General features: G+C 70.4%; 23 protein-coding genes. 12 read left to right on the forward strand and 11 right to left on the reverse strand.

Features of this window, described 5'->3' with window-relative positions:
- Positions 1-313 precede the first annotated feature (313 nt).
- Both H4W81_RS48090 and H4W81_RS42255 read right to left on the reverse strand, forming a co-directional pair.
- Positions 314-2,041: a winged helix-turn-helix domain-containing protein gene (locus tag H4W81_RS48090; protein ID WP_225959052.1), complete on the reverse strand. Its 1,728-nt coding sequence runs from the start codon at positions 2,039-2,041 to the stop codon at positions 314-316.
- Between the two features lie 267 nt (positions 2,042-2,308).
- Entirely contained in the window at positions 2,309-2,551 is a 243-nt protein-coding gene (locus H4W81_RS42255) for an HGxxPAAW family protein (protein WP_192779920.1), read from the reverse strand.
- Positions 2,552-2,781: 230 nt separating this feature from the next.
- Between H4W81_RS42255 and secA the strand changes: the two genes are divergently transcribed.
- A complete protein-coding gene (gene secA / locus H4W81_RS42260; protein ID WP_192779921.1) occupies positions 2,782-5,571 on the forward strand; it encodes a preprotein translocase subunit SecA in 2,790 nt (929 codons plus the stop codon).
- 372 nt (positions 5,572-5,943) lie between these two features.
- Here secA and H4W81_RS42265 read toward each other — a convergent pair whose 3' ends face one another.
- From H4W81_RS42265 to H4W81_RS42305, 9 genes are all read right to left on the reverse strand, one after another.
- Positions 5,944-7,791 (reverse strand): BNR-4 repeat-containing protein, encoded by a 1,848-nt coding sequence (locus H4W81_RS42265; RefSeq protein WP_192779922.1) that lies wholly within the window; start codon positions 7,789-7,791, stop codon positions 5,944-5,946.
- 354 nt (positions 7,792-8,145) lie between these two features.
- Positions 8,146-9,429, reverse strand: a complete 1,284-nt coding sequence (locus tag H4W81_RS42270) for an ABC transporter substrate-binding protein (RefSeq protein ID WP_192779923.1) — start codon at positions 9,427-9,429, stop codon at positions 8,146-8,148.
- Between the two features lie 25 nt (positions 9,430-9,454).
- Positions 9,455-10,345: a carbohydrate ABC transporter permease gene (locus H4W81_RS42275; RefSeq protein ID WP_192779924.1), complete on the reverse strand. Its 891-nt coding sequence runs from the start codon at positions 10,343-10,345 to the stop codon at positions 9,455-9,457.
- Entirely contained in the window at positions 10,342-11,220 is an 879-nt protein-coding gene (locus H4W81_RS42280; RefSeq protein ID WP_192779925.1) for a carbohydrate ABC transporter permease, read from the reverse strand. The genes H4W81_RS42275 and H4W81_RS42280 overlap by 4 nt, the downstream gene beginning before the upstream one ends.
- Positions 11,217-12,020 carry an IclR family transcriptional regulator gene (locus tag H4W81_RS49650; protein WP_192779926.1) on the reverse strand — a complete coding sequence of 268 codons (804 nt, stop codon included), beginning with the start codon at positions 12,018-12,020 and terminating at the stop codon, positions 11,217-11,219. Before H4W81_RS49650 ends, H4W81_RS42280 begins: the two co-directional genes overlap by 4 nt.
- Positions 12,021-12,130: 110 nt before the next feature.
- On the reverse strand, positions 12,131-12,601 hold the full coding sequence (locus H4W81_RS42290; protein ID WP_192779927.1) for an Rv3235 family protein: 471 nt from the start codon (positions 12,599-12,601) through the stop codon (positions 12,131-12,133).
- Positions 12,602-12,842: 241 nt separating this feature from the next.
- Entirely contained in the window at positions 12,843-14,144 is a 1,302-nt protein-coding gene (locus H4W81_RS42295) for a PTS transporter subunit EIIC (RefSeq protein WP_192779928.1), read from the reverse strand.
- A gap of 86 nt (positions 14,145-14,230) precedes the next feature.
- Positions 14,231-15,568: a PTS transporter subunit EIIC gene (locus H4W81_RS42300; RefSeq protein ID WP_318782422.1), complete on the reverse strand. Its 1,338-nt coding sequence runs from the start codon at positions 15,566-15,568 to the stop codon at positions 14,231-14,233.
- Positions 15,569-15,649: 81 nt separating this feature from the next.
- Positions 15,650-16,390: a GntR family transcriptional regulator gene (locus H4W81_RS42305; protein WP_192779929.1), complete on the reverse strand. Its 741-nt coding sequence runs from the start codon at positions 16,388-16,390 to the stop codon at positions 15,650-15,652.
- Between the two features lie 104 nt (positions 16,391-16,494).
- On the opposite strand from H4W81_RS42305, the gene H4W81_RS42310 reads away from it, so the two are divergent.
- The 11 genes from H4W81_RS42310 to H4W81_RS42360 all read left to right on the forward strand — a co-directional run bounded on the left by H4W81_RS42310 (position 16,495) and on the right by H4W81_RS42360 (position 25,023).
- The gene (locus H4W81_RS42310) at positions 16,495-17,529 is read left to right on the forward strand and encodes an SIS domain-containing protein (protein ID WP_192779930.1); all 1,035 of its coding nucleotides are present in this window, start codon (positions 16,495-16,497) and stop codon (positions 17,527-17,529) included.
- Between the two features lie 54 nt (positions 17,530-17,583).
- Positions 17,584-17,820, forward strand: coding sequence for a PTS sugar transporter subunit IIB (locus H4W81_RS42315; protein ID WP_192779931.1), 237 nt, complete (start codon positions 17,584-17,586; stop codon positions 17,818-17,820).
- A gap of 53 nt (positions 17,821-17,873) precedes the next feature.
- On the forward strand, positions 17,874-18,320 hold the full coding sequence (locus tag H4W81_RS42320) for a PTS sugar transporter subunit IIA (RefSeq protein ID WP_192779932.1): 447 nt from the start codon (positions 17,874-17,876) through the stop codon (positions 18,318-18,320).
- 26 nt (positions 18,321-18,346) lie between these two features.
- Positions 18,347-18,955, forward strand: a complete 609-nt coding sequence (locus tag H4W81_RS42325) for an HAD family hydrolase (RefSeq protein WP_318782423.1) — start codon at positions 18,347-18,349, stop codon at positions 18,953-18,955.
- Between the two features lie 39 nt (positions 18,956-18,994).
- Positions 18,995-19,252 (forward strand): HPr family phosphocarrier protein, encoded by a 258-nt coding sequence (locus H4W81_RS42330; protein WP_192779934.1) that lies wholly within the window; start codon positions 18,995-18,997, stop codon positions 19,250-19,252.
- Entirely contained in the window at positions 19,249-20,919 is a 1,671-nt protein-coding gene (ptsP, locus tag H4W81_RS42335) for a phosphoenolpyruvate--protein phosphotransferase (protein WP_192779935.1), read from the forward strand. The genes H4W81_RS42330 and ptsP overlap by 4 nt, the downstream gene beginning before the upstream one ends.
- A 59-nt stretch (positions 20,920-20,978) precedes the next feature.
- Entirely contained in the window at positions 20,979-22,310 is a 1,332-nt protein-coding gene (nagZ, locus tag H4W81_RS42340) for a beta-N-acetylhexosaminidase (RefSeq protein ID WP_192779936.1), read from the forward strand.
- A gap of 83 nt (positions 22,311-22,393) precedes the next feature.
- A complete protein-coding gene (locus H4W81_RS42345) occupies positions 22,394-23,014 on the forward strand; it encodes an HAD family hydrolase (protein WP_192779937.1) in 621 nt (206 codons plus the stop codon).
- A gap of 31 nt (positions 23,015-23,045) precedes the next feature.
- Complete coding sequence (locus H4W81_RS42350; protein WP_192779938.1) at positions 23,046-23,552, forward strand: DUF6912 family protein; 507 nt, start codon at positions 23,046-23,048, stop codon at positions 23,550-23,552.
- A gap of 54 nt (positions 23,553-23,606) precedes the next feature.
- On the forward strand, positions 23,607-24,233 hold the full coding sequence (locus tag H4W81_RS42355) for an HAD family hydrolase (RefSeq protein WP_192779939.1): 627 nt from the start codon (positions 23,607-23,609) through the stop codon (positions 24,231-24,233).
- 82 nt (positions 24,234-24,315) lie between these two features.
- Positions 24,316-25,023, forward strand: coding sequence for an HAD family hydrolase (locus H4W81_RS42360; RefSeq protein WP_192779940.1), 708 nt, complete (start codon positions 24,316-24,318; stop codon positions 25,021-25,023).
- The last annotated feature ends 260 nt before the right edge of the window (positions 25,024-25,283 follow it).

Genomic DNA, 25,283 nt, shown 5'->3' on the forward strand with positions numbered 1-25,283 from the left:
ATGAGGACGCGTCGCTTCACGCGTAGAGGCGCGAGTCGAGCCCTCGGAGGACCTCGGCCCGGGACGGAGTCGGCGGCCCGAAGTCCTCTGGAGGCGGGGGTGCAACGCCGAGGGCGTCCCAGGTCTCAGGCAGGGTTACAACGCCGAGGGCGTCCCAGGTCTCAGGCAGGGTTACAACGCCGAGGGCGTCCCAGGTCTCAGGCGAGGGCGCAACGCCGAGGGCGTCTCAGGTCCCAGGCCGGGTACAACGCCTCGGCGCCCTCTATGGACTGTCCTCGCAGGTTCAGCGCGGTGCCGACGACCATGCGCAGGGTCACCGGAGGTCCGAGGGCCCCTGGGACAGCGCGTCGAGGAGCGGGCGGGTGTGAGCCTCGGGGGTGACCCGCTCGACCCGTACGTCGGTGCAGCCCACCCAGCTCGCCGCCGACCAGAGCGCCTCCAGCACCGCCGCGATGTCGGCCGAACGCACCACGGACGACTCGAACGACACATGCCTGGCCACGAAGGTGGACCCCTCACGCGCGGGATCGACCCTGCCGATCAGCCTGCCGCCCGCGAGGACCGGCATCGTGAAGTAGCCGTGGACGCGCTTCGCCTTGGGGACGTACAGCTCCAGCTGGTAGTCGAAATCGAAGATTCGCGAGGTCCGGCCCCTGTGCCAGATGAGCGAGTCGAACGGCGAGACCAGCGTGGTGCGATGCCGTCCGCGTGGAACCGACGCCAGCGCCTCGGGATCCGCCCAGGCGTTCGGCACCCGCCCCGAAACCGCGGGCAAGCCGACCCCACCGGAGCCCAAGGAACCCCGCCCGGAGACCCCGAACCCCGAGAGTGAGGACCTGGAAACCCCGGACCCCGAGTCCCCGGACCCGGAGACAGCGGACCCCGAGCCGCCGGACCCAGAGACTTGGGACCCGGAGGTCCCCGAGCCGGAAAGTAGGGAGTTGGAGAGCACGGAGTCGGAGGCCGCAGCGTCAAGGGGCTCGGCGCTGAGAGGTTCCAAGCCGGAGGACACGGCTCCCGAAACAACGGAACCAGAGGTGACGGCCACGGAACCGGAAGTAACCGAGCCCGAGCCAGCGGAGCCCGACTCGACGGTGCCCGGAGTCGCGGAGGCCGAGAAAACAGAGCTCGAGCCAACGGAGCCCGAGGATGCGGCCGGGAGGATGGAGCCCCGAGATGCGGTGTCCGAGGGGATGGAGCCCGGAGCCGCGGAGCCGGAGGATGTGGCAATGGAGGTGGATGATGCCGTCGGAGGCGTGGCGGCTGTGCGGCGAGAAGGCTTGGCTGTCGGCCAGCCGGCCACGTGCACCGGGACGAGTCCGGCAGCACCGCTGGCCAGGGCCTCGTCGAGCATCGCGGCGTAGGGGCCCTTGAGCCTGAGGAAGTCGATCAGATCGCCGCGCGTGGCCACACCGAGGGCGGCACCCGCGATGCGGGCCAGCCGTACGACGCACTCCTCGTCGGTGAGCTCCACGCCGAGCACGTCGGCGGGGACGGCGCGTTCGGCCAGGTCGTAGACCCTGCGCCAGCCGATGCGCTGGGTGCAGACGAGCTCGCCGATGTCGAGCAGCCACTCCAGCGCGATCTTGGAGTCGGACCAGTCCCACCACTCGGCGCTCTTCTTGGCGCCGCCGATGTCGGAGGTGGTCACCGGGCCGCTGTCGCGCACCTGGTGGAGCACCTTCTCGTAGTCGGCAGGGACCTCGTGCCAGCGCTGCTTCCTCGCGCGGTAGGCGCGGCGGCGGAAGTCGTAGAGCGGCCAGTGCTCGATGGGGAGGATGCAGGCGGCGTGACACCAGTACTCGAAGCTGCGGGCCGGGTTGTGCCAGTAGGCGCGCTCGATCGTCTCCCTGCCGACGGCGCCGAGCCTGCCGTAGGCGACCAGTTCGTGCGAGCGGGCGAGGACGGAGACGGTGTCGAGTTGGACGGCGCCCAGCCTGCGGAGCATGCCCTGCACTCCACCACGGCGGACGTCGGCACCCATGAAGCCCTGGGCGCGCAGGATCAGCCTGCGCGCGTCATCGGCACTCAACTCGGTCATGTCACGGATTCCGTACGGCACAGCATGCCGGGCATCGTAACCGCGAGCACCGACAGAAAACGGCCGGCCGTACGAGAGGAGGGGGTTACCGGGGCGCCGGGGTTCTCGAGCGGGAGCCTTGTGGCGCGGACTCTCAGAGAAGGGGGTGCAGAGAGGATGGCGGGTCCGGCCGTTCGGGCTGGGGTGCCAGGTTTTTGTGCCCACGAACTGTGGTGGCGGGGCGGGCGTGGTGGGTGCCCGGGCGCCCGCCACCGGGGGAGAATCTCGTCAGCGATGGTCCTCGGCGCGCATGCCCGCGCGCGGCGCGTCGATGACGACGTCGGAGAAGATGTCGAAGACGAGGGCGAGGATCCCGCCCAGGGCGATCACCCCTACGCCGATCCAGATGATCAGCCAGTTGGCCATCGTCAGGCCGACGCCGCCCACGATGAACCCGGCGAAGATGACGGTGACCGCCAGCCACGACGACGCACGCCCACCGTGGTTGCCTAGGTTGTGACCATCTGCCATGGCCTATCCCTCCTGAAGGTGTTTCCCGCCCTGCCATGTCAATGGTGCGAGATCGGTCTAGATCGGCATACGCTCTGCCGAAAGACCATTCTCCCAGACGATGACTGCGGCCTCCCCAGCGCGGTGGCTGTGTCTGGTGGCAGAACGGCCTACGATGGCAACGGGGAAGTTTGTCTCAGCCTCTCCTCCTGGCGGCCGCCGGGGTAGACCTGCGAGGAGCTTTACACAAAGTGCCAGCCATTCTCGACAAGATTCTGCGCGCCGGCGAGAACAAGATCCTGCGCAAGCTCAATCGGATCGCCGTCCAGGTCAACTCCATCGAGGACGACTTCAAGAGCCTGTCCGACGCGGAGTTGCGCGCGCTCACGGATGAGTTCAAGCAGCGACACGCCGATGGCGAGTCGCTCGACGACCTGCTCCCCGAGGCGTTCGCGACGGTCCGCGAGGCTGCGCGCCGCGTGCTGGGACAGCGTCCCTTCGACGTCCAGATCATGGGCGGCGCCAACCTTCATCTGGGCAACATCTCGGAGATGAAGACCGGTGAGGGCAAGACCCTGACCGCTACTCTTCCCTCCTACCTCAACGCCATCTCGGGCAAGGGCGTCCACGTCATCACGACCAACGACTATCTGGTCAAGGTCGGCGCCGAGAACATGGGCCGCATCCACCGCTTCCTCGGTCTCGAGGTCGGGATGATCCTCGCGGGGCAGGACCCGGCCGAGCGCCGCAAGATGTACAACGCCGACATCACGTACGGGACGAACAACGAGTTCGGCTTCGACTACCTCCGCGACAACATGGCGTGGTCGCTGGAGGAGTGCGTCCAGCGCGGCCACAACTTCGCGATCGTGGACGAGGTCGACTCCATCCTCATCGACGAGGCCCGTACCCCGCTGATCATCTCGGGCCCCGGCGAGCAGTCGGGCAAGTGGTACACCGAGTTCGCCAAGATCGTGCCGCGCCTCCGCAAGGGCGTCGAGGCCAAGACGCCCGGCGAGCCCAGCACCGGCGACTACGTCGTCGACGAGAAGAAGCGCACGGTCGGCATCCTCGAGGCCGGTGTGGAGAAGGTCGAGGACTGGCTCGGCATCGACAACCTCTACAAGCCCGAGCACACCCACCTGGTCGGCTACCTCAACAACGCGTTGAAGGCCAAGGAGCTCTACAAGAAGGACAAGGACTACATCGTCGCCGACGGCGAGGTCCTGATCGTCGACGAGTTCACCGGTCGAGTCCTGCACGGGCGCCGCTACAACGAGGGCATGCACCAGGCCATCGAGGCCAAGGAGGGGGTGAAGATCAAGGACGAGAACCAGACGCTCGCCACGATCACCCTCCAGAACTACTTCCGCCTCTACACCAAGCTGTCCGGCATGACCGGCACCGCGGTCACCGAGGCCAACGAGTTCCACCAGACCTACAAGCTCGGCGTCGTCCCGATCCCGACCAACAGGCCGATGATCCGCAAGGACCAGTCCGACCTGATCTACCGGACCGAGGACGCCAAGTTCCACGCGGTCGTCGACGACATCGTCGAGCGCTACGAGATCGGCCAGCCGGTCCTCGTCGGCACCACCTCGGTCGAGAAGTCCGAGCGGCTGTCGAAGCTGCTGACCCGCAGGGGCGTCAAGCACGAGGTGCTCAACGCCAAGAACCACGCGCGTGAGGCGGCGATCGTCGCCGAGGCGGGCCGCAAGCACGCCGTGACGGTGGCCACCAACATGGCGGGCCGCGGCACCGACATCATGCTCGGCGGCAGCCCCGAGTTCCGCGCCGACATCGAGCTGCGCCAGCGCGGCCTCGACCCGATCGAGACGCCCGAAGAGTACGACAAGGCCTGGCCCGAGGCGCTGGAGAAGGCCAAGCAGGCGGTCAAGGCCGAGCACGAGGAGGTCACCGGCCTCGGTGGGCTCTACGTCCTCGGCACCGAGCGCCACGAGTCGCGGCGCATCGACAACCAGCTGCGCGGCCGTTCCGGCCGTCAGGGCGACCCGGGTGAGTCGCGCTTCTACCTCTCGCTCGGCGACGACCTGATGCGCCTGTTCAACTCGCCGCGGGTCGAATCGATCATGGTCAGGATGAACATCCCCGACGACCAGCCGATCGAGTCGGGCATCGTCACCAAGGCCGTCGCCTCCGCGCAGCACCAGGTCGAGCAGCAGAACTTCGAGATCCGCAAGAACGTTCTGAAGTACGACGAGGTCATGAACCGGCAGCGCAAGGTGATCTACGCCGAGCGCCACCGCGTGCTGGAGGGCGCCGACCTGCACGAGCAGGTCCGCGGCTTCGTCACCGACGTGATCAAGGAGTACGTCTCCGCCGCCACCGCCGAGGGCTTCTCCGAGGAATGGGACCTCGACAAGCTGTGGAAGGCGTTCGGCGAGCTCTACCCGATCTCGCTCAAGCTCGAGGACGTCATCGAGGAGGCCGGCGGCCGCGAGGAACTGTCCGCCGAGCTGCTCAACGAGAAGGTCATCGCCGACGCCCTGGCCGCCTACGACCGGCGCGAGGAGGAGCTCGGCTCCGAGGCCATGCGCGAGCTGGAGCGGCGCGTCATCCTGTCGGTCCTCGACCGCAAGTGGCGCGAGCACCTCTACGAGATGGACTACCTCCAGGAGGGCATCGGGCTGCGCGCGATGGCGCAGCGCGACCCGCTGATCGAGTACCAGCGCGAGGGCTTCGAGATGTTCTCCGCGATGCTCGACGGCATCAAGGAGGAGTCGGTCGGCTACCTGTTCAACCTCGAGGTCGAGGTGCAGGAGAACCCGATCGTCGAGGAGTCCGCGGAGGTCGCGGAGACCCGGTCGATCATCGCCCGCGGGCTGCGCGGACCCGAGCGTCCGGCCCAGCTGGAGTACACCGCTCCCGGTGAGGGCGGCGAGGTCGAGCACACCAGCGTCCGCACCACCGCCGCCGAGCGCGCCGCCTACGGCAACGTGGAGCGCAACGCGCCATGCCCGTGCGGCTCCGGCAAGAAGTACAAGCGCTGCCACGGCGACCCCAAGCACGTCGAGGCATAACCGCCACACCCGAAAGCCCCGTTCCCGGTTCCCGGGGCGGGGCTTTCGTCGTCTTCTGGGAGGGAAATGGAGGACGGCGTGCGCGGGTGCTCCGCGATTCGGAGGAGGGCATGGGGTGAGGGCGCGCGTCGGCAACCGGTGGCCGTGGGATTTCGGGTGGAACGAATGGGCTGACGGCGTGCGGCGGCGTTCGGTGGCCGTGGGATTTCGGGTGGAGGGGATGGGCTGACGGCGTCCGGGGCCGTGGGGGCGTGCGGGCGTGCTTCCGGCGGAGGTGACACCGGGTGGGGGCGTGCCCCGGATTGCGGGTGTCGTCGAGGGTGGGAAGGGCCGCGCGGAGGAACGGGGAAGATCCGCGCGGCCAGGGGAAGGTCAGGTGAGGGTGCGGACCTCGATCTCGTACACGCGGGCCACGTCGAGCTCGTTGCCGGACGGGTCGGTGATCAGCAGCCGCACCTGGTCGGCGGTGACGCCACCTCCAGGAACGGCCACCCGGCCCGAGGTGTTGCCGGCGATCCGGCCGAGCTCACGCCAGCCCTCCGCCGTGTGCGCCTCGACCGTGAAGTCGCGCAGCACGTCGCTGCCGGCCGTGGCGGCCCTGCTGTACCCGCTGTGGACCACCACCTCGTGCACCGGGACCTGACGCCCGTAGTCGACGGTGATGGCCGGCGTGGCGTCGTCCTGGGCGGAGATCCAGCGGCTGTCGTCGGCGCAGAGCCCGTCGACCGCCTTGGCGCCCTCCGTGCCCGCGCGCAGTGAGGAGGAGGCGGTGACGGTGGCGTTCAACGCGACATTGACCCCCGAAGCGGTGGTCCTGGACAGCCGCTCGGCGATCGCCGCGAACGGCTCGCCGACACCGGGCCTGGCCGCGCGGGGCACGGTCGCGTGCCAGAGCGCCCCCTCGTACGGCGCGGTCAGGTAGAGGAGGTCGGTGCCGCGCCGTCCGTCCTCGGCGCGGAGCCGCTGCAACCCCTGCCGCACCTCGCCGAGCGTGCTGAACGCCCAGGTGCCCTGTCCCGCCGCGCGCTCCGCCATGACGGCCTGGCTCCTGACGCCGCCGCAGCCGCCCGCCTCGGCGACGAAGTAGATACGGGTGCTGGGTCCGGCGTGGGTGACGCCGATCGTGGCGGAGTTGTCGACGGGGAAGCCGCCGTCGCCGTTGCGGACCACGGTCTCCAGCGTCCACGCCGACCCGTTCCAGGTGGCATGGCGCACGTCGAAGCCGGCGAAGGTGCCCCCCTGGCTCCCGGGGCGGTAGCGATAGGCGATGCCGCGCAGGCCCTGGCCGTCCACGGCGAGTTTGGCGGTCTGTACGGCGGGGCTCGGCGAGTGGACCGTCTCGCCCTCGGCGAAGGGCTGGTAGACGATCGGGGCGCCCGCGTCGGGCCCGACGGGAACGGTCACGGGGTCGCCTGCGGCGTCGCGGAAGGAGCCGTCGGCGGGGTCGTAGACGGCGTAGGAGCCCAGGTGGCGCAGCGCGGTGGAGGGCCAGGGGCCCCACTCCCACAGCACGTGCACCCGGCCGAGGCCGTCGACCTGGAGGTCGTCGGGGTAGAAGGCGTGGTCGCGGGCGGATGCGACGACGGCCGCCCTGCTCCAGGTGTCGGTAGCGGTGTCGAAGCGGTAGAGCCTCCCGCTGCGGGTGCGCTGGGCGTCCTGGTCGGCCCTGGCCAGCACGTAGGCGTCGCCGTCCGTGCCGCGCACGGTCACGGGATAGGTGAAGAACAGGTCCCTGTCGGGCAGCTGCGCCGCGGCCTCGGCCATCGAGGTCACGTCACCGGCCCTGGTGCTCTGGTAGTACCGCCAGCGGTGGTTGTGCATCGACACGAACGCGTGGATGCGCCCGTCGCCGTCCACGACGATCGAGGGCTGGTTGTGGCCGATGTCGTCGCCGTAGGTGACGCAGCCGCCCGAGGCGGCGGGCAGGCAGGCGGTGGTCCACGTCCCGTCCGCCGCTCTGGAGGCGAGGTGCACCTCGTGCTGGCCCGCCGTACTGGCGGGCGCGTTGTAGGCGACGTAGGAGACGCCCTGGAAGGAGTCGAGCGGACGCCACCAGCCGGCCTGGTTGGAGGGGTCCACCTCGTACGGCAGGCGCTCGATCGCGGGCACGGGCCTGGCGGGGGAGGGCTCGTCGCCGGCCTCCGCGGGGGCGGCGAGGCAGGTCAGGGCGAGCAGCACGGCCGCCACGGTGACGGCCGGCCTTCTGGACAGGATGGGCATGCGCTTCCTCACGGTGTCGGTGAGCGGGGGGTCATGCGGAACCGAGGCGCCCGTCAGGCATGGCATGCGACCATGGAGCGGGAACACCTCTGTCATGGCTGGCAGGGAGTGCCGGGAGCCGCCCGGGAGGACACGGGGGTCCGCGCGGAATGGCCGTTCCGCGTGGACCCGCCCCCTACCGGGCGGCCTCCAGATAAAGGGCTCCTTCCGGAGAAGGGCTCCTTCCGGAGAAGGGCTCCTTCCGGAGAAGGGCTCCTTCCGGAGAAGGGCTCCTTCCGGAGAAGGGCTCCTTCCGGAGAAGGGCTCCTTCCGGAGAAGGGCTCCTTCCGGAGAAGGGCTCCTTCCGGAGAAGGGCTACTTCTGCAGGCCCTTGGCGGTCTCGGCCGCCTTGGCCAGCGCCTCCTTGGCCGACGACTGCCCGACCAGGACGGCCTGCACCTGCTCGGCGATCGTGCTCTCGATCTGCGCGTAACCGGCGTAACGCCAGAACGGGTTCGGCGAGGCCGTCTTGGTGATCTTCTCGGTCCACTCGGTGGTGAAGGTGTCGCCCGCGACCTTCGGATCGGCGAGGCCCGCGGTGGTGGTCGGTGGCAGCTTCACCTTCTCGAAGAAGCCGGCCACGGTCGCGGTGTCGGAGGTGGCGAAGGAGGCGAAGTCGGCGGCGGCGTCGGCGCCCTCGCCGTCCACCACCACGATCACGTGGCCCCACAGCAGCGCCCGCGGCGTGTCGCCGGCCTTCAGCACCGGCCTGGCCAGCGGCGCCATCTTCTCGGTCAGCGTCTTGTCGGGCGCCTGGCTGGACACCACGCCGCGCGCGATGATCGCGTCGTCGTAGAAGGCCGCCTTGCCCTGGGCGAACAGCGCGCGGGCGTCGAAGCGGTCGACGTCGGGAGCGATGAGCTTGGCGTCGTGCAGCTTCTTGTACCACTCGACGGCGGCGACGGAGGCGTCGTCGCCGACCGCGATCTCGTCGCCGTTCAGCAGCGGGCTGCCGAACGTCTGCATCCACGGCAGGATGTCCTTGAGTTGGGCCGCCTTGGTCGCCGCCGCGTACGGCACCACGCCGCCGCCGAGCTTTCCGACCTTCTCCAGCGCCGCCTCGAACTCCTCGATCGTCGAGGGCAGGCCGTCCACCCCGGCCTTCTCCAGCAGCTCGGTGTTGGCGATGAGGCCGATGGAGCCGGTCGTCCAGGGCAGTCCGAGCTGCTTGCCGCCGAACTGGCCGCTGGAGCGGGCCACCTCGGTGTAGCCGCCCTTGGCGGCCTCGGGCGAGAGATCCCTGAGCCTGCCCATGGCGGCCAGGGCGCCGAGCCAGGAGATGTCGAGCTGGACGGCCCCCGAGATCTGGCCGCCGCGCAGCTTGAGCGTCACCTGGTTGAGGTACTCGTTGTAGGGGAAGGAGGCGGTGTTGACCTTCACCTTCCCGGCCGTCGCGTAGGCGTCCACGATGGCCTGCACGGCGCCCTTCTGCGCCTCCTCGTTCAGCGACCACGAGGTGAAGCCGAAGGTCTTGGCCGCGGTGTCGCCCTTGGGCGCGCCGCCGCCGGAGGCGTCGGGGGCGCAGGCCGCCAGGACGGTCGCGCCGAGGGTGGACAGTCCGAGCATCCGCAGGGCGTCCCTGCGGTTCATCGTTGTCATGGTTTCTCCAGGAGAGGGGTGGGGGTCAGCCCTTGACCGCGCCCGCCGTGAGCCCGCCGACCAGGTATCGCTGCAGGAACATGAACGCGGCGATGACAGGGAGGGAGACGACGAAGGACGCGGCCATGAGGTCTGGCCAGGCGGTTTGGAACTCCCCGAGGTAGGTGTGCACGAGGCCGGGCGGCAGCGTCTGGCGGTCGGGGTCGGTCAGGGTGAGGGCGAAGACGAAGTCGTTCCACGCCCTGACGAAGGCGAACAGTCCGGCCGCCACCAGGCCGGGAGCGGCCAGCGGCAGCGCGATCTGGTGCAGCGTGCGCAACCGGGAGGCCCCGTCGATCGCCGCGGCCTCCATCAGCGAGCTGGGGACCGTGTCGAAGATCCCCTTGAGCATCCACACGCACAGCGGCAGCGTGAACGTGGTGAACGAGAGGATCAGCGCCGTGTAGCTGCCCAGCAGCCCCGAGGCGCTGAACACGGCGTAGAGCGTGACCAGCAGCAGTGCCTGAGGGAACATCTGCGAGGCCAGCACCAGGTGCATGAGCGACTTGCGGCCCCGGTAGCGGAACTTGGAGAAGGCGTAGGCCATGTACGCGGAGATGACCACGCTGAGCACGGCCGTGACCACCGAGACGATCACGCTGTTCACCAGGTAACCGAACAGCTGCTCATTTTCGGCGAGGTTGGCGAAGTGGTCGAAGGTGATCTCGGTGGGGAACAGCGAGGGCGGGAAGCTGAAGGCCCGGTCGTCGGGCGTGAACGCGGTCGCGACCAGCCAGTAGACGGGCAGCATGCCGAACAGGCCGATGAGGACGACCGCGATCCACGCGGCCAGGCGCGAGCGGACCTGGTCGGGCCTGCGCCGCGCCTTCACCTGGCGCCGCGACACGGTGGCCGTCCTGGTCAGGGTCGCGGTCATGAGCGCTCCTTCGTCTCGCGTCGCAGGTAGAAGGCCACGAGCACGAGCAGCAGCAGCATCCACAGCCCGCCGAGCGCGGTGGCGTGACCCAGGTCGAAGCCCTTGAAGGCGGTGTCGTAGACCGCCACGGCGAACGTCTTGGTGGCGCCCGCGGGCCCGCCGCCGGTGAGCACGTAGATCGTGTCGAAGTGCTGGAAGTTCCAGATGAACTCCAGCAGCAGCACGATGCCCGCGATGCCCTTCATGTGCGGCAGCGTGACCGACCTGAACCTGCGGACGGCGCCCGCCCCGTCGACCGAGGCCGCCTCGTGCAGTTCCTTCGGCATCGTCTGCAGGCCCGCCAGCAGCATCACCATCATCCAGGGGAAGCTGGCCCAGGTCTTGGTGACGATCACCGCGATCATCGCCGTGACCGGCTGGCCGAGCCACGACACCGTCGTCTCGATGAACCCGAGCTCCATCAGCACGCCGTTGAGCACGCCGTAGTTGGCGTTGAAGATCCACAGCCAGAGGAAGGACACCACGACGCCGGGGATCACCCAGGGAAAGAGGAACAGGCCGCGCAGGAATCCGCTGCCCCTGATGCCCGAGTTGAGGGCCAGGGCCAGCGCGTAGCCGATCACGAAGGGGATGAGCGTGGCGCCGATCGTGAACACCAGCGTGTTGCGCAGCACCGGCCAGAAGTCGCCGCCGAGCACGTCGGCGAAGTTGGAGAGACCGGCGAAGGCACGGCCAGGGCGGACGAGGCTCTGCTCGAAGAACCCGGTGACCAGCGCCGACGCCAGCGGATAGGCGATGATCGCGAGGAACAGCGCGAGCCCCGGGATCATCAGCAGCCAGGCGAACTGCCCGTCGGACAGCTTCCTGGTGTTCATGCCGGGCTCGCGGCGAAGGCGTGGACGGGGCCGACGTAGCCCAGGCCGATGCTGATGGAGTCGGCCGTCTCGATGACCGTGCGGGCCAGCTCCGCCTCTCTGGCGGGCAGGTCCATCGCCGACAGCGGACCGGAGATGGAGATCGCCGCGACGACCGCGCGGGCCTGGTCGCGGATCGGCGCGGCGACGCACGCGCGGCCGAACGCCAGCTCCTCGACCTCGCTGGCGTAGCCCCGGCCGAGCACCGCGGCCAGTTCCTCGTCGAGCCGGTCGTGGGTGGGGACCGTCCGCGGCGTGAACGGCTGCATCGAGGACTCGGGCAGCAGTTCGCGACGCTCCTGCGCGCTCAGGCCGAGCAGCAGGCACTTGCCGATGCCCGTGGCGTACAGCGGCTTGCGCTGACCGGTCAGCACGAACGACCTGGGCGCCAGCCTGCCCTCGAAGTTCAGCAGGTAGAACATGGAGTCGCCGCGCCGGATCGCCACGTTCACGCCGAGCCCCAGGGCGGCCGCGAGGTCCTGCGCCACCTGGCGGGCCTCGCGGTGCACGGGGTTCTGGTTGAGCGCGACCCCGCCGAGCGTGATCGGCGCGGTGCCCAGGCGGTACAGGCCGCTGAGCTCGTCGCGTTCGACGAACTCCAGAGTCTCCAGCGTGGCCAGCAGCCGTGAGGCGGTCGAGGTGCCGAGCCCCGTGGCCTTGGCGACATCCGACACGCGCAGCTCGGGCCGGCCGCTCAGGAACACCCGCAGGACGGAGATCGCCCGTTCCACGCTCTGATTATTGCTCTGATCGGAAGCCACCCTGTCTCCATTGCATGAGATTTGCGGTATGTGGGATGGTTACGCACATGTTGCAAGGCAGTCAACCCCTTGCGATGGCCCGGGTGCGTCGCCGTCCGGTGAAGGCGCGGTCAGGCGGTCTCGAAGTCGGTGCAGACCCACTGGACGCCGCGGCGTTCGAGGCGGACGGCCAGGACGTGATGGCGCTCGCCGCAGTGCACGAGCAGGCACATCTCGACCGCCCCTTCCTTGGGCTGCGTGACGTGCGGGCGGCCGACGAGCGGGCGGCTGGCGGTTCTGATCATCCGTCCCGCGCGGACGAGCTCGGCGTAGGCGCGGTCGGCGAGACGGTCGGCGACCGTCTCGGGCGGGCGGCGGCCGGTGAGGACCTCGGCGAGCGCCTGGCCGAGGTGGCGCAGGTGGCGCTCGTCGGGGATGGATCCGGGCGGCCCCCAGACCAGCGGGCTCGGTTGGGCGGGCGCGAGGGCGAGGGCGCCGTCGGTGGTGGCCGCGGAGACGCGACGGTCCCCGTCGTACGGCGGGTCGGGGACGGGAGTGAGGGTGACGTGGGGCAGCGAAACGGGGCGCAGCCGGGATGGCATGAAACCTCCAGCCTCATGGGGGAGAACATCGCTATAAGGAGTTTTCGGTCCCACGCCCAGATACTTCGCCCGCCAACTTCGCGCTGCCCTGCGGCCTTTTGCGGCGATCAACGAAGAAGATCGCGCGAAGTTGGATCGGTTGGCGCCCAGCTCTTCCCGTATTCAGGCGAGCGCTCGCCGCTCGAGGGCCGCGCCGAATCCTTTCCGGACGGTTCATTTCCCGCCCGTACGGCAGGCCCCGTCACGCCGGTCCGGCCCCAGAGGTGCTGGGGGTGGTGTCGTCGTCGGGCTCCCGCCCGGGAGTGAGGATGTCGAACCTGCGGATCAGGAAGCTGAACAGCAGGTAGTACAGGACGAAGTAGGCCAGCCCGATCAGGATGATCAGCACCAGCCCGTGCGTGTTGGACTTGGTGGCGTTGAGCAGCATGTCGATGACGCCCGCGGAGAAGTTGAAGCCGAGCCGGGTGTCCAGCGTCGCGAGCAGCGCCATCGACGCGCCCGTGAGCAGCGCGTGGACGACGAACAGCATCGGCGCGACGAAGATGAACGCGAACTCCACCGGCTCGGTGATCCCCGTGACGAACGCGGTCAGCGCGCCGCCCATCATGATGGAGCCCACCGCCGCGCGCTTGTGCCGCGGGGCCGCCCGCCAGATCGCCAGCGCGGCGCCGGGGATGCCGAACATCAGCACGGGATAGAAGCCGGTCATGAAGATGCCCGCGCCGTCCTGGCCGATCGCGTAGCACTTGAGGTCGCCCGCCGCGTGCACGCCGTTGACGGTGCACTCGGGGATGACGGTCCAGACGATCGAGTTGACGAAGTGGTGCAGGCCCAGGGGGATCAGGAGCCGGTTGGCCACGCCGTAGACGCCGGCGCCGAGCGCGGCGTGGGTGGCCAGCCAGTCGCCGAAGCTGGTGAGCGCGGTGCCGATGGGCGGCCAGATGAGCCCGAAGAGCACGCCGAGGGCGAGCGCCGCAACGGCGGTGACGATCGGGACGAAGCGCCTGCCGCCGAAGAAGGCGAGCCAGCTGGGAAGCTTGATCCGGTAGTAGCGCTGCCACAGCACGGCGGCCACCAGGCCGATCATGATGCCGCCCAGCACCCCTGTCGGCTGGGCGGAGGCCGCCTGGTTGATGACCGCCGAGCCGTCCTGCAGGGTGAGGGTGACCTTCGTCTTGACCGCTTCGCTGGTGGAGTCGAAGAACATCCGCCTGGTGACCTGGTCGAAGACGAGGTAGCCGACGAGGGCGGCGAGCGCGGTCGAGCCGTCCGCCTTCTTGGCGAACCCGATGGCCACACCGATCGCGAACAGCAGCGGCAGGTTGTCGAAGAGCGCGCCCCCGGCGGCGGCGAAGATCGAGGCCACCTTGTCGAGGAAGGCGTTGTCGGTACGGCCGAGCAGGTCGTCCTGGCCGAACCTGAGCAGCAGACCGGCGGCGGGCAGGACCGCGATGGGCATCATCAGCGACCGGCCGATGCGCTGCAGCACGGCGAACGCCGACGACCAGAACGATGCGCCGCCCTCGGCGGCCGTTGCGCTCATCCCGACTCCCCCGGCAGCTGCTCACGGGGGATGCCGGATATCTACCACGCGCTGTCCTGGGGAAACGCGGGCTTGGCGGGGCCGGGTCAGCCGGTGGCGGGTTTGGCGGGGGCGGCGCTCTCGCCGGAGTCGACGTCCACCTCGGGCTCCCGTCCCGGGGTCATGATGTTCAGCCGCCTGATCAGGAAGCTGAACACGACGTAGTACACCGCGCCGTAGATCACCCCGACGACCAGGATGCCCACGAGGTTGTGCGTGTTGGACTTGCTCGCGTTCAGCAGCATGTCGAGCAGCCCCGCCGAGAAGCCGAAGCCGAGCTGTCCGCCGATCAGCGTGGTCACCGCCATCGCGATGCCGGTGAGGACGGCGTGCGCCACCAGCAGCACCGGAGCGACGAACAGGAACGCGAACTCGATCGGCTCGGTGATGCCCGTGACGAAGGAGGCCAGCGCGGCCGAGAGCATGATGCCGCCCACGGCCTTCCGCTTGCCCGGCAGGGCCGCGCGCCAGATGGCCAGGGCGGCGGCGGGCAGGGCGAACATCATGATCGGGAAGAAGCCGGCCATGAACTCGCCCGCGTTCGGGTCGCCGCCGAAGTAGCAGTTCCAGTCGCCGGCCAGGGTGCGCCCGCCGACCTGGCACTCGGGGACGACGTACCAGACGATCGAGTTGACGAAGTGGTGCAGGCCGAGCGGCACGAGCAGGCGGTTGAAGAACCCGTACAGGCCCGTCCCCACGGCCCCCGCGTCGGCCAGCGCCTTGCCCGCCTCGCCGATCCAGCCGCCGAGCACCGGCCAGATCCAGCCGATCAGCACGCCCAGCACCAGGGCCGCGATGGAGGTGACGATGGGCACGAAGCGGCGGCCGCCGAAGAAGGCCAGCCACGACGGCAGCTTGATGCGGTGGAAACGCTGCCAGAGGATCGCGGTCACCAGGCCGATCAGGATGCCGCCGAGCACCTTGGTCGGGTTCTGGATGCCGTAGTTGACGACCTCGGTGACCCCCTGGTCCTCGGCCTGGCGGATCAGGACCGTGTCGCGGATCGCCGAGTCGAAGAACATGACCTTGCTGACGCGGTCGAAGACGAGGTAGCCCACCACGGCCGCCAGCGCGGTCGAGCCGTCCCCCTTGCGGGCGAACCCGATCGCCACCCCGACCGCGAACAGCAGCGGCAGGTTCTCCAGCAGGGCCTCTCCAGCGGCGCCGAGCACCGCGGCGACGTGCGTCATCCAGGTGAAACCGGCCACGTCGGCCAGACCGCCGGGGTCGGCGCCGTTGGAGCCGAGCATGTCGGGCTGGCCGACGCGCAATAACAGCGCCGCGGCGGGAAGGGCCGCGATGGGCAGCATGAGCGAGCGGCCCAGGCGCTGGAGCACGGCCATGACGCGGGCGAACGGCGAAGGGATCGCGGCGGAGTCGTTCACCGGTCGTTCCTCCGGATGGTCGGGGGGAAGGGGAACGGGGTCGTGGCGTAGCACGTAGCATGCCGTACCCGCGCAGACCGGTCAGCCGCGACGGGTAGGAATCTCCAGCATGGTGCGCAACTGGTACCGATCGGCCCGGTAGGTGGAGACCCCGAGTTCGGCGCAGACCCCACCCGCGAACGAGCGTCGCTGCAACAGCAGCACCGCCCCTCCGCGCGGCAGCTTCAGCAGGTCGGCGTCGCTGGGATCGGCGAGGCCGCCGTCGATGGTCAGCTCGCCCGCGTCCATGACGATCCCGTAGCGCTGCTCGAGCAACTGGTACAGCGAGCGCCCCGTGAGGTCGTGGTCGGCCAGGTCGGGCGCCAGGGAGACGGGGATGTGCGCGCGCTCGATCGACAGCGGTTCACCGTCGGCGGTCCGCAGCCGCTCGATGAAGTGCACCTCCTCTCCCGGCTGGATCCCCAGCTCCTTGGCCAGGTGCGCGCTCGCGCGCACGATGCGTCTGTCGAGGTCGCGCGAGCCGGGTTCGAGGCCCCGGGCGCGCATGTCGTTGGTGAAGGAGGTGAGCTGGAGGGCCAGCTCGATCTTCGGCCTGGCGACGAACGTCCCCTTGCCCGGCACCCGGTGCAGGCGTCCTTCGGAGACCAGATGGTCGACGGCCTGGCGGACGGTCATCCGCGACAGGCCGAAGCGCTGGCAGAGCTCGCGCTCGGACGGGATCGCCGCGCCGATGCTGAGCTCGTTGCTGTCTATGAGATCCAGCAGGATCTCGCGGAGCTGGAAGTACTTGGGCACCGGGCTGTCCGGATCGATATGCGCCACGGATCCTCCCCTCGATCTGACCTTGGCTGATGAGCTATGGTTCGTACTGGTCTAGTCCGGACTAGACCACATGCCGGAAATAGGAGTCAAGCGATGGGGACAAGATGACCACGAGAATGCGCAGCGAGATCGCCGAGCAGCCGGCCGCGCTGCGGGCCACCCTGGACTCCTTGCTCCCCCGAGTCGGCGAGGTCAAGGCGCTCGGCGAGCAGACCCGGCAGCTGCTGTTCATCGCGCGCGGAACCTCCGACAACGCCGCAGTCTACGGCCGCTACCTGGTGGAATCGCACGCGGGCCGCCTGTCGGCGCTGGCCGCCCCCTCCATCGCCACCACCTACAGGCGCAAGCTCGACCTCGACGGCGTGCTGGCCGTGGCGATCTCCCAGTCCGGCAAGACCGAGGAGATCGTCGAGACGCTGACCTGGGCCAAGGAGTGCGGCGCCAGGACCGTCGGCATCACCAACGGCGGCGAGGACAGCCCGCTGGCCCAGGCGGCCGACCTCGCGCTGGTCACGCTCGCCGGCGAGGAGAAGGCGGTCCCCGCCACCAAGACCTACACCACGCAGCTGGCGGCGCTGGCCGTGCTCGCGCTGGGCCTCGGCGCCGACGTGGACGCCGCCGACCTGCAGCGGGTGCCCGACGCGGTCGAGAAGCTGATCGCCGAGCCGGGCGACCTCGACGCGGTCGTCGAGGGGCTGGCCGACAAGCACGGTGTGGTCGTCTCGGGCCGCGGCCTGGCCTTCTCCACCGCGCTGGAGACCGCGCTGAAGCTCAAAGAGGCCTGCTACCTGCACGCCATGGGCCTCTCGTACGCCGATCTGCTGCACGGCCCGATCGCCGTGGTCGACGAGGACACCCCCGCGCTGCTGGTCGCGGCGGAGAACAGCCCGACGCTGGCCGGCACGGTCGCGCTGGCCGAGCGCGTGGTCGGCGCCGGCGCGGCGGCCTTCACGGTGGGCGGCGGCGCGGCGCTGGCCAAGGCGGGTACGGCCGCGCTGAACGGCCCCGACCTGCCCGAATGGGTCGCCCCGATGGGCCTGATCGTCCCGGGTCAGCTGCTCACCGAGGCCCTCGCCCGGCGGCTCGGCATCGACCCTGACGCGCCGCGCGGCCTCAACAAGGTGACCCAGACCGACTGATCGCCCACGATCGTTTAGCCTGGTCACAGAGACGTAACGACGAGGGAGGACCACATGGCGGCGGACGCGAACGCGATCATCGCCGGGCTCGGTGGTGCGGCCAACATCATCGAGATAGAGCCGTGCATCACGCGGCTGCGCACCGAGGTGCACGATGCCTCCAAGGTCGACCAGGCGGCGCTCAAGGCCGCAGGGGCTCACGGGGTGATGGCCGCGGGCAACGTCGTCCAGGTCGTGGTCGGTCCCGAGGCCGACACGATCGCCAGCGACATCGAGGACATCATCGGCTAGAGCGCCGGCGGCGGGGTCCCCCCGCCGCCGGCGCTCTGCTGCAGGGGGGACCAATGACCAGCGTTCTCGCCCCGGTTGACGGGGCCGCGGTCGGGCTGGGCGCCGTGCCCGATCCGGTGTTCTCGGCGGGCATGGTGGGGCCGGGAACGGCGATCGATCCGGAGCGGGGGCCGGGAAAGGCTGTGGCGCCGATCGACGGGAAGATCATGAAGCTGCATCCGCACGCCTACGTCATCGTGGGGGACGACGGCAGGGGCGTGCTGGTCCACCTGGGCATCGACACGGTCCAGCTCAAGGGCGAGGGCTTCAGGCTGCTGGCGGCCGAAGGCGACAGGGTCAGCGCGGGCCAGCCGGTCGTGGCGTGGGACCCCGCCGTGATCGAGGCGGGCGGGCGCTCGCCCGTCTGCCCGGTGGTGGCGCTCGACGCCAGGGCGGAGTCGGTGACCGAGATGGCTCACGGACCCGTCCACGTGGGGGACGAGCTCTTCCAATGGGCGTAGATCCGAAGCGGGGACGGGTGCGTGCCGTGGCCCTGTTCGACCTCGACGGCACGCTGATCGACACCGAGCGGCGCAACAGGGTGATCTGGCAGATGCTGCTCGACAACCACGACCTCGACCACGACGTGGCCGTTTTCATGGGGCGCAGGGGCCGTGACGTGCTCCCTGAGATCTTCCCCGGCCACGACGTGGAGCAGCTGATCGCCGAGGTGTTCAGCTATGACGACCATCCTGACCTGCCCGATGTCGCCCCCGTTCCGGGGGCCGCCGAACTGGTCCGCAAGGTCTCCGCGTACGGCTCGCGCATCGGCCTGGTGACCTCCGCCCGCCGCGAGTGGGCGGAGACGCGTCTCGACCAGGTCGGGGTCAGGCACCTGTTCGAGGTGCTCGTGACGGCGGAGGACGTGGAGGTCGGCAAGCCCGACCCCGCGGGGTTCCTCCTGGCCGCCGCCCGGCTGAGGGTGAAACCTGATGATTGCGTAGTCTTCGAGGACTCGGTGGCGGGGATATCCGCGGCGAAAGCGGCGGGTATGAAGTGCGTGGGAGTGGCCACCACCCACGCCGGCGAGGACCTGGCCGACGCCGACCTCGTGGTCGCTGATCTGACCGCGGTCGGCTGGCCCCCGTTTTCCTGAGTCCAGCTGGTCTGGACCGGCACACTAGGAGGATCCCCAATGGCCGAGCGCAAGGTGACCGTCGAGGCGGAGGTCGGCCTGCACGCCCGACCGGCGGCGACGTTCGTGCAGGCGGCGGCGAAGGCGAGCATCGACGTCACCGTGGCCAAGCCGGGCGGCGAGCCCGTCAACGCCAAGAGCATCCTCATGGTGATGGGGCTCGACGTGCGCCAGGGCGAGACGGTTGTGATCAGGGCCGAGGGTGAGGGCGCGGAGGAACTGCTCGACGAGCTCGCCGCGATCGCATCGGCGCCATGACCGTCGCGGGGGTGGGGGTGAGCCCGGGTATCGGGCACGGCCCCGTCTACGTGCTGATCGCTTCGGTGCCCGAACCCCCCGAGGGCGCCACCTACACGGGCGACGCGGATCAGGAGAAGGCGCGGGCGCACGCCGCGCTGGAGAAGGTCGCGAGCGACCTGGAGGCGCGTGGCATCAGGGCCGGCGGCGAGGCCAAGGACGTGCTCGCCGCCCAGGCGATGATGGCCCGCGACCCCGGCCTGGCCGTGGGCGTCGACGCGCTGATCGATCAGGGCACGGCCGCGGCCAGGGCGGTCTACGAGTCGTTCGGCACCTACCGCGACCTGCTGACCTCGGCGGGCGGCTATCTGGGCGAGCGGGCCGCCGACCTCGACGACATCAGGGACCGCACGATCGCCGTGCTGACCGGGCGGCCGATGCCCGGCGTGCCGGATGTGGCGGCCGAGCCGTACGTGCTGGTGGCGAGGGATCTGGCGCCCGCCGACACGGCGCTGCTGTCCAAGGAAGTCGTGGCCGCCTTCGTGACGGAGGAGGGCGGCCCGACCAGCCACACCGCGATCCTGGCGCGGGCGATGGGCGTGCCCGCGGTGGTGGCGGCGCGCGGCGCGACAACGCTGACGCCCGGTGTCCGCGTGCTGGTGGACGGCGCGGCCGGCACGGTCACCGTCGATCCCGGCGAGCGGGAGGTGGCCGAGGCCCGCCGGCGCGCGGCGGCGAGGGACCGGGCGATCGGGGCTGCGACGGGTCCCGGCGGGACCTCCGACGGGCACGCCGTGCCGCTGCTGGCCAACATCGGCGGGCCGGGCGAGGTGAAGGGGGCGCTGGAGCACGGCGCGGAGGGCGTCGGGCTCTACCGCACGGAGTTCCTCTTCCTCGACAGGAGGCAGCCGCCGACGGGGGCCGAGCAGGAGACGGCCTACCGCGCCGTGCTGGAGGCCTTCCCCCGCGGAAAGGTCGTGGTCCGCACGCTCGACGCGGGCGCCGACAAGCCGCTGGCGTTCCTGCCGCACCAGGGCGAGGAGCCGAACCCGGCGCTCGGCGAGCGGGGCCTGCGGCTGTTCAGAGCGCATCCCGAGGTGATGGCCGAGCAGCTCGACGCGCTGGCGCGAGCGGCCGTGGGGCTGCCCGCCGAGCTGCAGGTGATGGCACCGATGGTGGCCACGGTGGAGGAGGCGACCTGGTTCACCGAGGCGTGCAGGGCCAGGGGGCTGCATTCGGCCGGCGTGATGATCGAGATTCCCGCGGCGGCACTGCGCGCGCGGGATCTGGCCGCGGCCGTGGACTTCTTCTCGATCGGCACCAACGACCTGGCGCAGTACACGTTCGCGGCCGACCGCCAGGTGGGCGCGTTGAGCGCGCTGCAGGACGCCTGGCAGCCCGCGCTGCTCGACCTGATCGCCGCGGCGGTGGGCGAGCACGGCACGCCCTGCGGGGTGTGCGGCGAGGCGGCGGCCGATCCCGTGCTGGCGTGCGTGCTGGTCGGGCTGGGTGTGGCGACGCTGTCGATGAGCGCTCCCGCGCTGCCTGCCGTACGGGCCGGGCTGGCGGGGCACACGCTGGCGCAGTGCAGGGCCGCGGCCGCGGACGCCAGGGCGCAGAGCACGGCGGCGGGGGCGCGGGCGGCGGCTCGCGCGGCTCTTCCCGGGCTGGACGCACTCGGCCTGTAGCCGCCGGATGAGCGTCGAGTCGGCCGCAACACCCCGATACGGCCGATAGCTTGGAGGGCATGGTTCGAGGCATCCGCAGTGCAGGCGTCCTGATGATCGCGACCAGCACCCTGGTGGCCTGCGGAGGGGCGTCAGGAAGCGTGGGTTCCGCGGCGGGATCCGCGACCTCCGTCGCGCCCCCCGCCTCAGCCAAGCCCGCCTCGTCCGTCCCCGCGTCGCCCCCGCCCGCGGCCGCGAGCACCCGCCCCGACACCGTACGGCAGGCGCTGGCGGCGATGAGCGTGGAGGAGAAGGTCGGCCAGCTGTTCATGCCCGTCCTGCACGGCACCTCCGCCGACAGCGCCGCCGAGGGCAACCAGAGCGCGTTCGGCGCCAGCACGCCCGCGAAGGTGATCGCCAAGTACCACCTCGGCGGGGTGATCCTCTTCCCCGGCAACATCAAGAGCGTCCCCCAGGTCGTCTCGCTGACCAACGGCCTGCAGAAGGCGTCGAAGAGCGTGCCGCTCCTGATCGGCACCGACCAGGAGAACGGCCTGGTCTCGCGGATGTCCGCGCTGGTCACGGATCTCCCCGGCGCCTCCGTCGTCGGCGCCACCCGCGACACCGGGCTCGCCCGCGAGGCGGCGAAGGCCACCGGGGCCGAGCTGAAGGCGCTCGGCGTCAACCTCGACTTCGCGCCCGTGGCCGACGTCAACATCGATCCCAGGAACCCGGTCATCGGCAAGCGCGCCTTCGGCGACAACCCCTCGCGCGTCGCCCAGATGGTCGCCGCGTCGGTGAAGGGCTTCCACGACGCCGGTGTCGCCGCCACGGCCAAGCACTTCCCCGGACACGGCGACACCAGGACCGACAGCCACACCGGCCTGCCGGTGATCAAACACACCAGGGCGCAGTGGGCGACGATGGACGCCCCGCCGTTCAAGGCGGCGATCGGCGCCAACGTCGACGCGGTCATGAGCGCGCACATCGTCATGCCCAAGCTCGACTCCTCGGGCGAGCCCGCCACGCTGTCCAAGCCGATCCTGACCGGGCTGCTGCGCGACAAGCTCGGCTTCGACGGCGTCGTCTCGACCGACGCGCTCAACATGGAGGGCGTGCGGAAGAAGTACAGCGACGGCGAGGTCGCCGTGCGGGCCGTGCTCGCGGGCGCCGACCTGCTGCTCATGCCGCCCAGCCTCCCCAAGGCCTACGGCGCGGTGCTGGCGGCGGTGAAGTCGGGCCGCATCTCGCAGCAGCGCCTCGACCAGTCGGTGACCAGGCTCCTCGAGCTGCGCCAGAAGCGCGGCTTCCTCAAGGCGGCCCCCGTCGCCTCGGCCGCGCAGGCCGCCGAGGTGCTGCGCTCGGCCGAGCACCGCAGGCTGGCGGCCAGGATCGAGCGCGCCGCCCGCTAGCTGGTCCCGCGGTCGGCGTGCTTTCCGGAAAGTCACCGTATCGAGGGAAACCAGCTCCATTCAGGGGATATAGGCTGCACCCCATGGTCAAGGGAGTCCTGATCGACTGGGGTGGCGTGCTCACCACGAGCATGTCGGAGGCCGTCGCCACCTGGATCGCGGCCGACCGTCTCGACGGCGAGCACTACCGCACGGTCATGCGCGAACTGCTCCGCCAGGAGAGCGCCGTCCACGCCCTCGAGCGCGGCGAGATCACCGCCGCCGAGTTCGAGCGCGACCTCGCCGCCAGGCTGCGCACCGTCGACGGCACGCCGCCGATCGCCGAGGGACTGCTCGGCCGGATGTTCCTGGGCTTCCAGCGGGTCGACGCGATGTACGACATGCTGCTCAAGGCCCGTACGGCAGGCGTCAAGACCTGCCTGCTCTCCAACTCGTGGGCCAACGAGTACCCGCGCGACGGCTGGGACGAGATCTTCGACGCCGTCGTCATCTCCGGCGAGATCGGCATGCGCAAGCCCGAGCCGCGCATCTTCCAGCACGCCCTCGGCCTCATCGGGCTGTCCGGGCCCGAGTGCGTCTTCATCGACGACATCGAGGTCAACATCGCCGCGGCGCGTGAGCTGGGGATCGCCGCCATCCACCACGTCGACCCTGACACGACCATCGCCGAGCTGGAGACGCTGCTGCGCATCCCCCTGCGATGATGGTTCCCCTGACCGTCGTGAAAGGTTCCCGATGCGCGTATACCTGCCGAGCACCCTTCCCGCGCTGGCCCGCGCGGCGGCCGAGGGAGAGCTCGGTCCAGCCCCGCTGACCGGCTACGCGGTCACCCCCGCGCTGACCGAGTGGTACGCCTCAGGCGACACCGAGGAGCTGGAGTACGTGGCGCTGACCGAGGCGGCCCGCGCCTCGCTGCGCATGCTCGCCGCCGACCGGGCCGACGGCGTCGCCGCCGCCCCCCGCCGCGTGGTCATAGCGGTCGAGGTGCCGGAGGCCGTCCTCTCCATGGGCGTCGACCTGGAGGAGCGGGCGAGGGTACGGGTGGCGGAGTCGGTGCCGATGGCCAAGGTCGCCGCCGTCCACATCGACGACGGCGAAGCGGCCGAGGACGTCGAGGCCGCCATCGTCGCGCTGCCCGCCGCGGACGGCGGCGACGCCGACGCCAGGTTCACCGTCGACGGCGCCGAGGCGCACGAGCTGATGTGGTACGCCACTCAGGAGATCCCCGACCTCCTCGGCTGAGCCGGCGCGATATCGGTTCGCCCTCGGCCTTATCCAGACCGGACAATGGACGACATGACGCAACACATCGTGTGGGACTGGAACGGAACTCTCTTTCACGACATCGACGCCGTCGTGGGCGCCACCAACGAGGTGTTCAAGCCGTACGGCCTGCCGGGTCTCACCGCCGACGGGTTCAGGGCCGTCTACACCCGCCCGGTGTGGCTGGCCTACGAGCGCATGCTCGGCCGGGCGCTGATGGAGGGCGAGTGGGAGGAGCTCGACAGGGGCTTCCACGACAACTACTTCCGGCTCATGGCGGCCTGCGGCCTCGCGCCCGACGCGGAGTACTCGCTCAAGAGCTGGACGGGTACCCAGTCGCTGTGCTCGATGGCCCCGCACGACCACCTGGTCCCCACGATCACCTCCTTCGGCATCGACGGCCACTTCTCCAGGGTCGACGGACTGACGGGAACGACGGGCGGGGAGAAGGCCGAGCACATGGCCACCCACATCGCCGCGCTCAGCGTCGACCCCGCGCAGGTCCTGGTGATCGGCGACAGCGTCGACGACGGGGTGGCGGCCACTTACGTGGGGGCGAGGGCGGTGCTCTACACGGGTGGGATGACGCCGCGCGAGGCGCTGGAGGCGACGGGGTGGCCGGTCGTCGACACGCTGGCCGAAGCGCTCAATCATGCCTAAATCGCCCCGCCCGCTTATGCATCGCGCCAGCTAGCCGTACTCTGGCGGCGTACTTCTGAGGGAGGACGCCATCAACCGTCTCGTGCTCTGGAACGTCGACCTGACCCTGGTCGACGTCGCGATCGTCACCAGGGACGCCTACGCCGAGGCCTTCCGGCGGGTCACGGGGCGGCCGCTGGTCAAACTCGCCCCCGCCATGGGGCGGCCCGACTCGGAGATCGTCTTCGAGACGCTCGCCGTCAACGGGATCGTCGCCGAGGACGACCACCTGCCCAGGTTCCTCGCCGCGCTCGCCGTCGCCTTCGCCGACCGGCGCAAGCGGCTGGCCAAGGAGGGCCGGATGCTCCCCGGCGCCAAGGACGCGCTGAAGGCGGTGTCGAGGCTCGACGGCGTCGTCCAGTCGGTGCTCACGGGCACGATCAAGGGCAACGCGGTGCACAAGCTCCAGGCGTTCGGCCTGGACAAGTACGTCCAGTTCGACTTAGGCGGCTACGGCGAGGAGGTCTACCCCAAGGCGACGCTGCTGCAGGTGGCCCAGGGCCGGGCCAGGCAGCGGTACGGCACGCCGTTCACGGCCGCGAACACCGTCCTGATCGGCGACTCCACCCGCGACGTCCAGGCCGCGCGCATCGGCGGCGCGGCGATGGTGGCGGTGGCGTCGGGCCGCTCGACGGCGGCGGAGCTCCGCGAGGCGGGAGCGGACGTGGTGCTCCCGGACCTGTCGAACGCCTCGGAGGTCGTGGCCGCCGTGGCCGGCCTCACCTCCCCGGTCGACCGCAAGGCCGGCTAACCCATCGCAAAGGGCCTCACGGTGGGGCGCTTCGCGCCTGGGGGTTCGGGCTGTTCTTCCAGTCGGGCCGGAGCCCCGACCCCTGAAGGCCCTCGCTCCGCTCGGCCGCTCCCCGGCAAGCGAGGGCTCCGCCCTCGCGCTGCGCCGTGGGGAGACCGCGCAGCACGACGTCGGAGCAGTGGGGCGAGGATGTCATGAAACGACGGGCGAGGTCCTCGTAGGGATACGACCCAACGCCTCCCAGTCGTCCCGCGCGGTCC

The sequence above is a fragment of the Nonomuraea africana genome (assembly GCF_014873535.1).
Lineage (GTDB): Bacteria > Actinomycetota > Actinomycetes > Streptosporangiales > Streptosporangiaceae > Nonomuraea > Nonomuraea africana.

Coding starts and splice junctions, on each gene's coding strand:
- H4W81_RS48090 (WP_225959052.1), bottom strand. CDS start 2,041: ATGACCGAGTTGAGTGCCGATGACGCGCGCAGGCTGATCCTGCGCGCC.
- H4W81_RS42255 (WP_192779920.1), bottom strand. CDS start 2,551: ATGGCAGATGGTCACAACCTAGGCAACCACGGTGGGCGTGCGTCGTCG.
- H4W81_RS42265 (WP_192779922.1), bottom strand. CDS start 7,791: ATGCCCATCCTGTCCAGAAGGCCGGCCGTCACCGTGGCGGCCGTGCTG.
- H4W81_RS42270 (WP_192779923.1), bottom strand. CDS start 9,429: ATGACAACGATGAACCGCAGGGACGCCCTGCGGATGCTCGGACTGTCC.
- H4W81_RS42275 (WP_192779924.1), bottom strand. CDS start 10,345: ATGACCGCGACCCTGACCAGGACGGCCACCGTGTCGCGGCGCCAGGTG.
- H4W81_RS42280 (WP_192779925.1), bottom strand. CDS start 11,220: ATGAACACCAGGAAGCTGTCCGACGGGCAGTTCGCCTGGCTGCTGATG.
- H4W81_RS42290 (WP_192779927.1), bottom strand. CDS start 12,601: ATGCCATCCCGGCTGCGCCCCGTTTCGCTGCCCCACGTCACCCTCACT.
- H4W81_RS42295 (WP_192779928.1), bottom strand. CDS start 14,144: ATGAGCGCAACGGCCGCCGAGGGCGGCGCATCGTTCTGGTCGTCGGCG.
- H4W81_RS42310 (WP_192779930.1), top strand. CDS start 16,495: ATGACCACGAGAATGCGCAGCGAGATCGCCGAGCAGCCGGCCGCGCTG.
- H4W81_RS42315 (WP_192779931.1), top strand. CDS start 17,584: ATGGCGGCGGACGCGAACGCGATCATCGCCGGGCTCGGTGGTGCGGCC.
- H4W81_RS42320 (WP_192779932.1), top strand. CDS start 17,874: ATGACCAGCGTTCTCGCCCCGGTTGACGGGGCCGCGGTCGGGCTGGGC.
- H4W81_RS42330 (WP_192779934.1), top strand. CDS start 18,995: ATGGCCGAGCGCAAGGTGACCGTCGAGGCGGAGGTCGGCCTGCACGCC.
- ptsP (WP_192779935.1), top strand. CDS start 19,249: ATGACCGTCGCGGGGGTGGGGGTGAGCCCGGGTATCGGGCACGGCCCC.
- nagZ (WP_192779936.1), top strand. CDS start 20,979: ATGGTTCGAGGCATCCGCAGTGCAGGCGTCCTGATGATCGCGACCAGC.
- H4W81_RS42345 (WP_192779937.1), top strand. CDS start 22,394: ATGGTCAAGGGAGTCCTGATCGACTGGGGTGGCGTGCTCACCACGAGC.
- H4W81_RS42350 (WP_192779938.1), top strand. CDS start 23,046: ATGCGCGTATACCTGCCGAGCACCCTTCCCGCGCTGGCCCGCGCGGCG.
- H4W81_RS42355 (WP_192779939.1), top strand. CDS start 23,607: ATGACGCAACACATCGTGTGGGACTGGAACGGAACTCTCTTTCACGAC.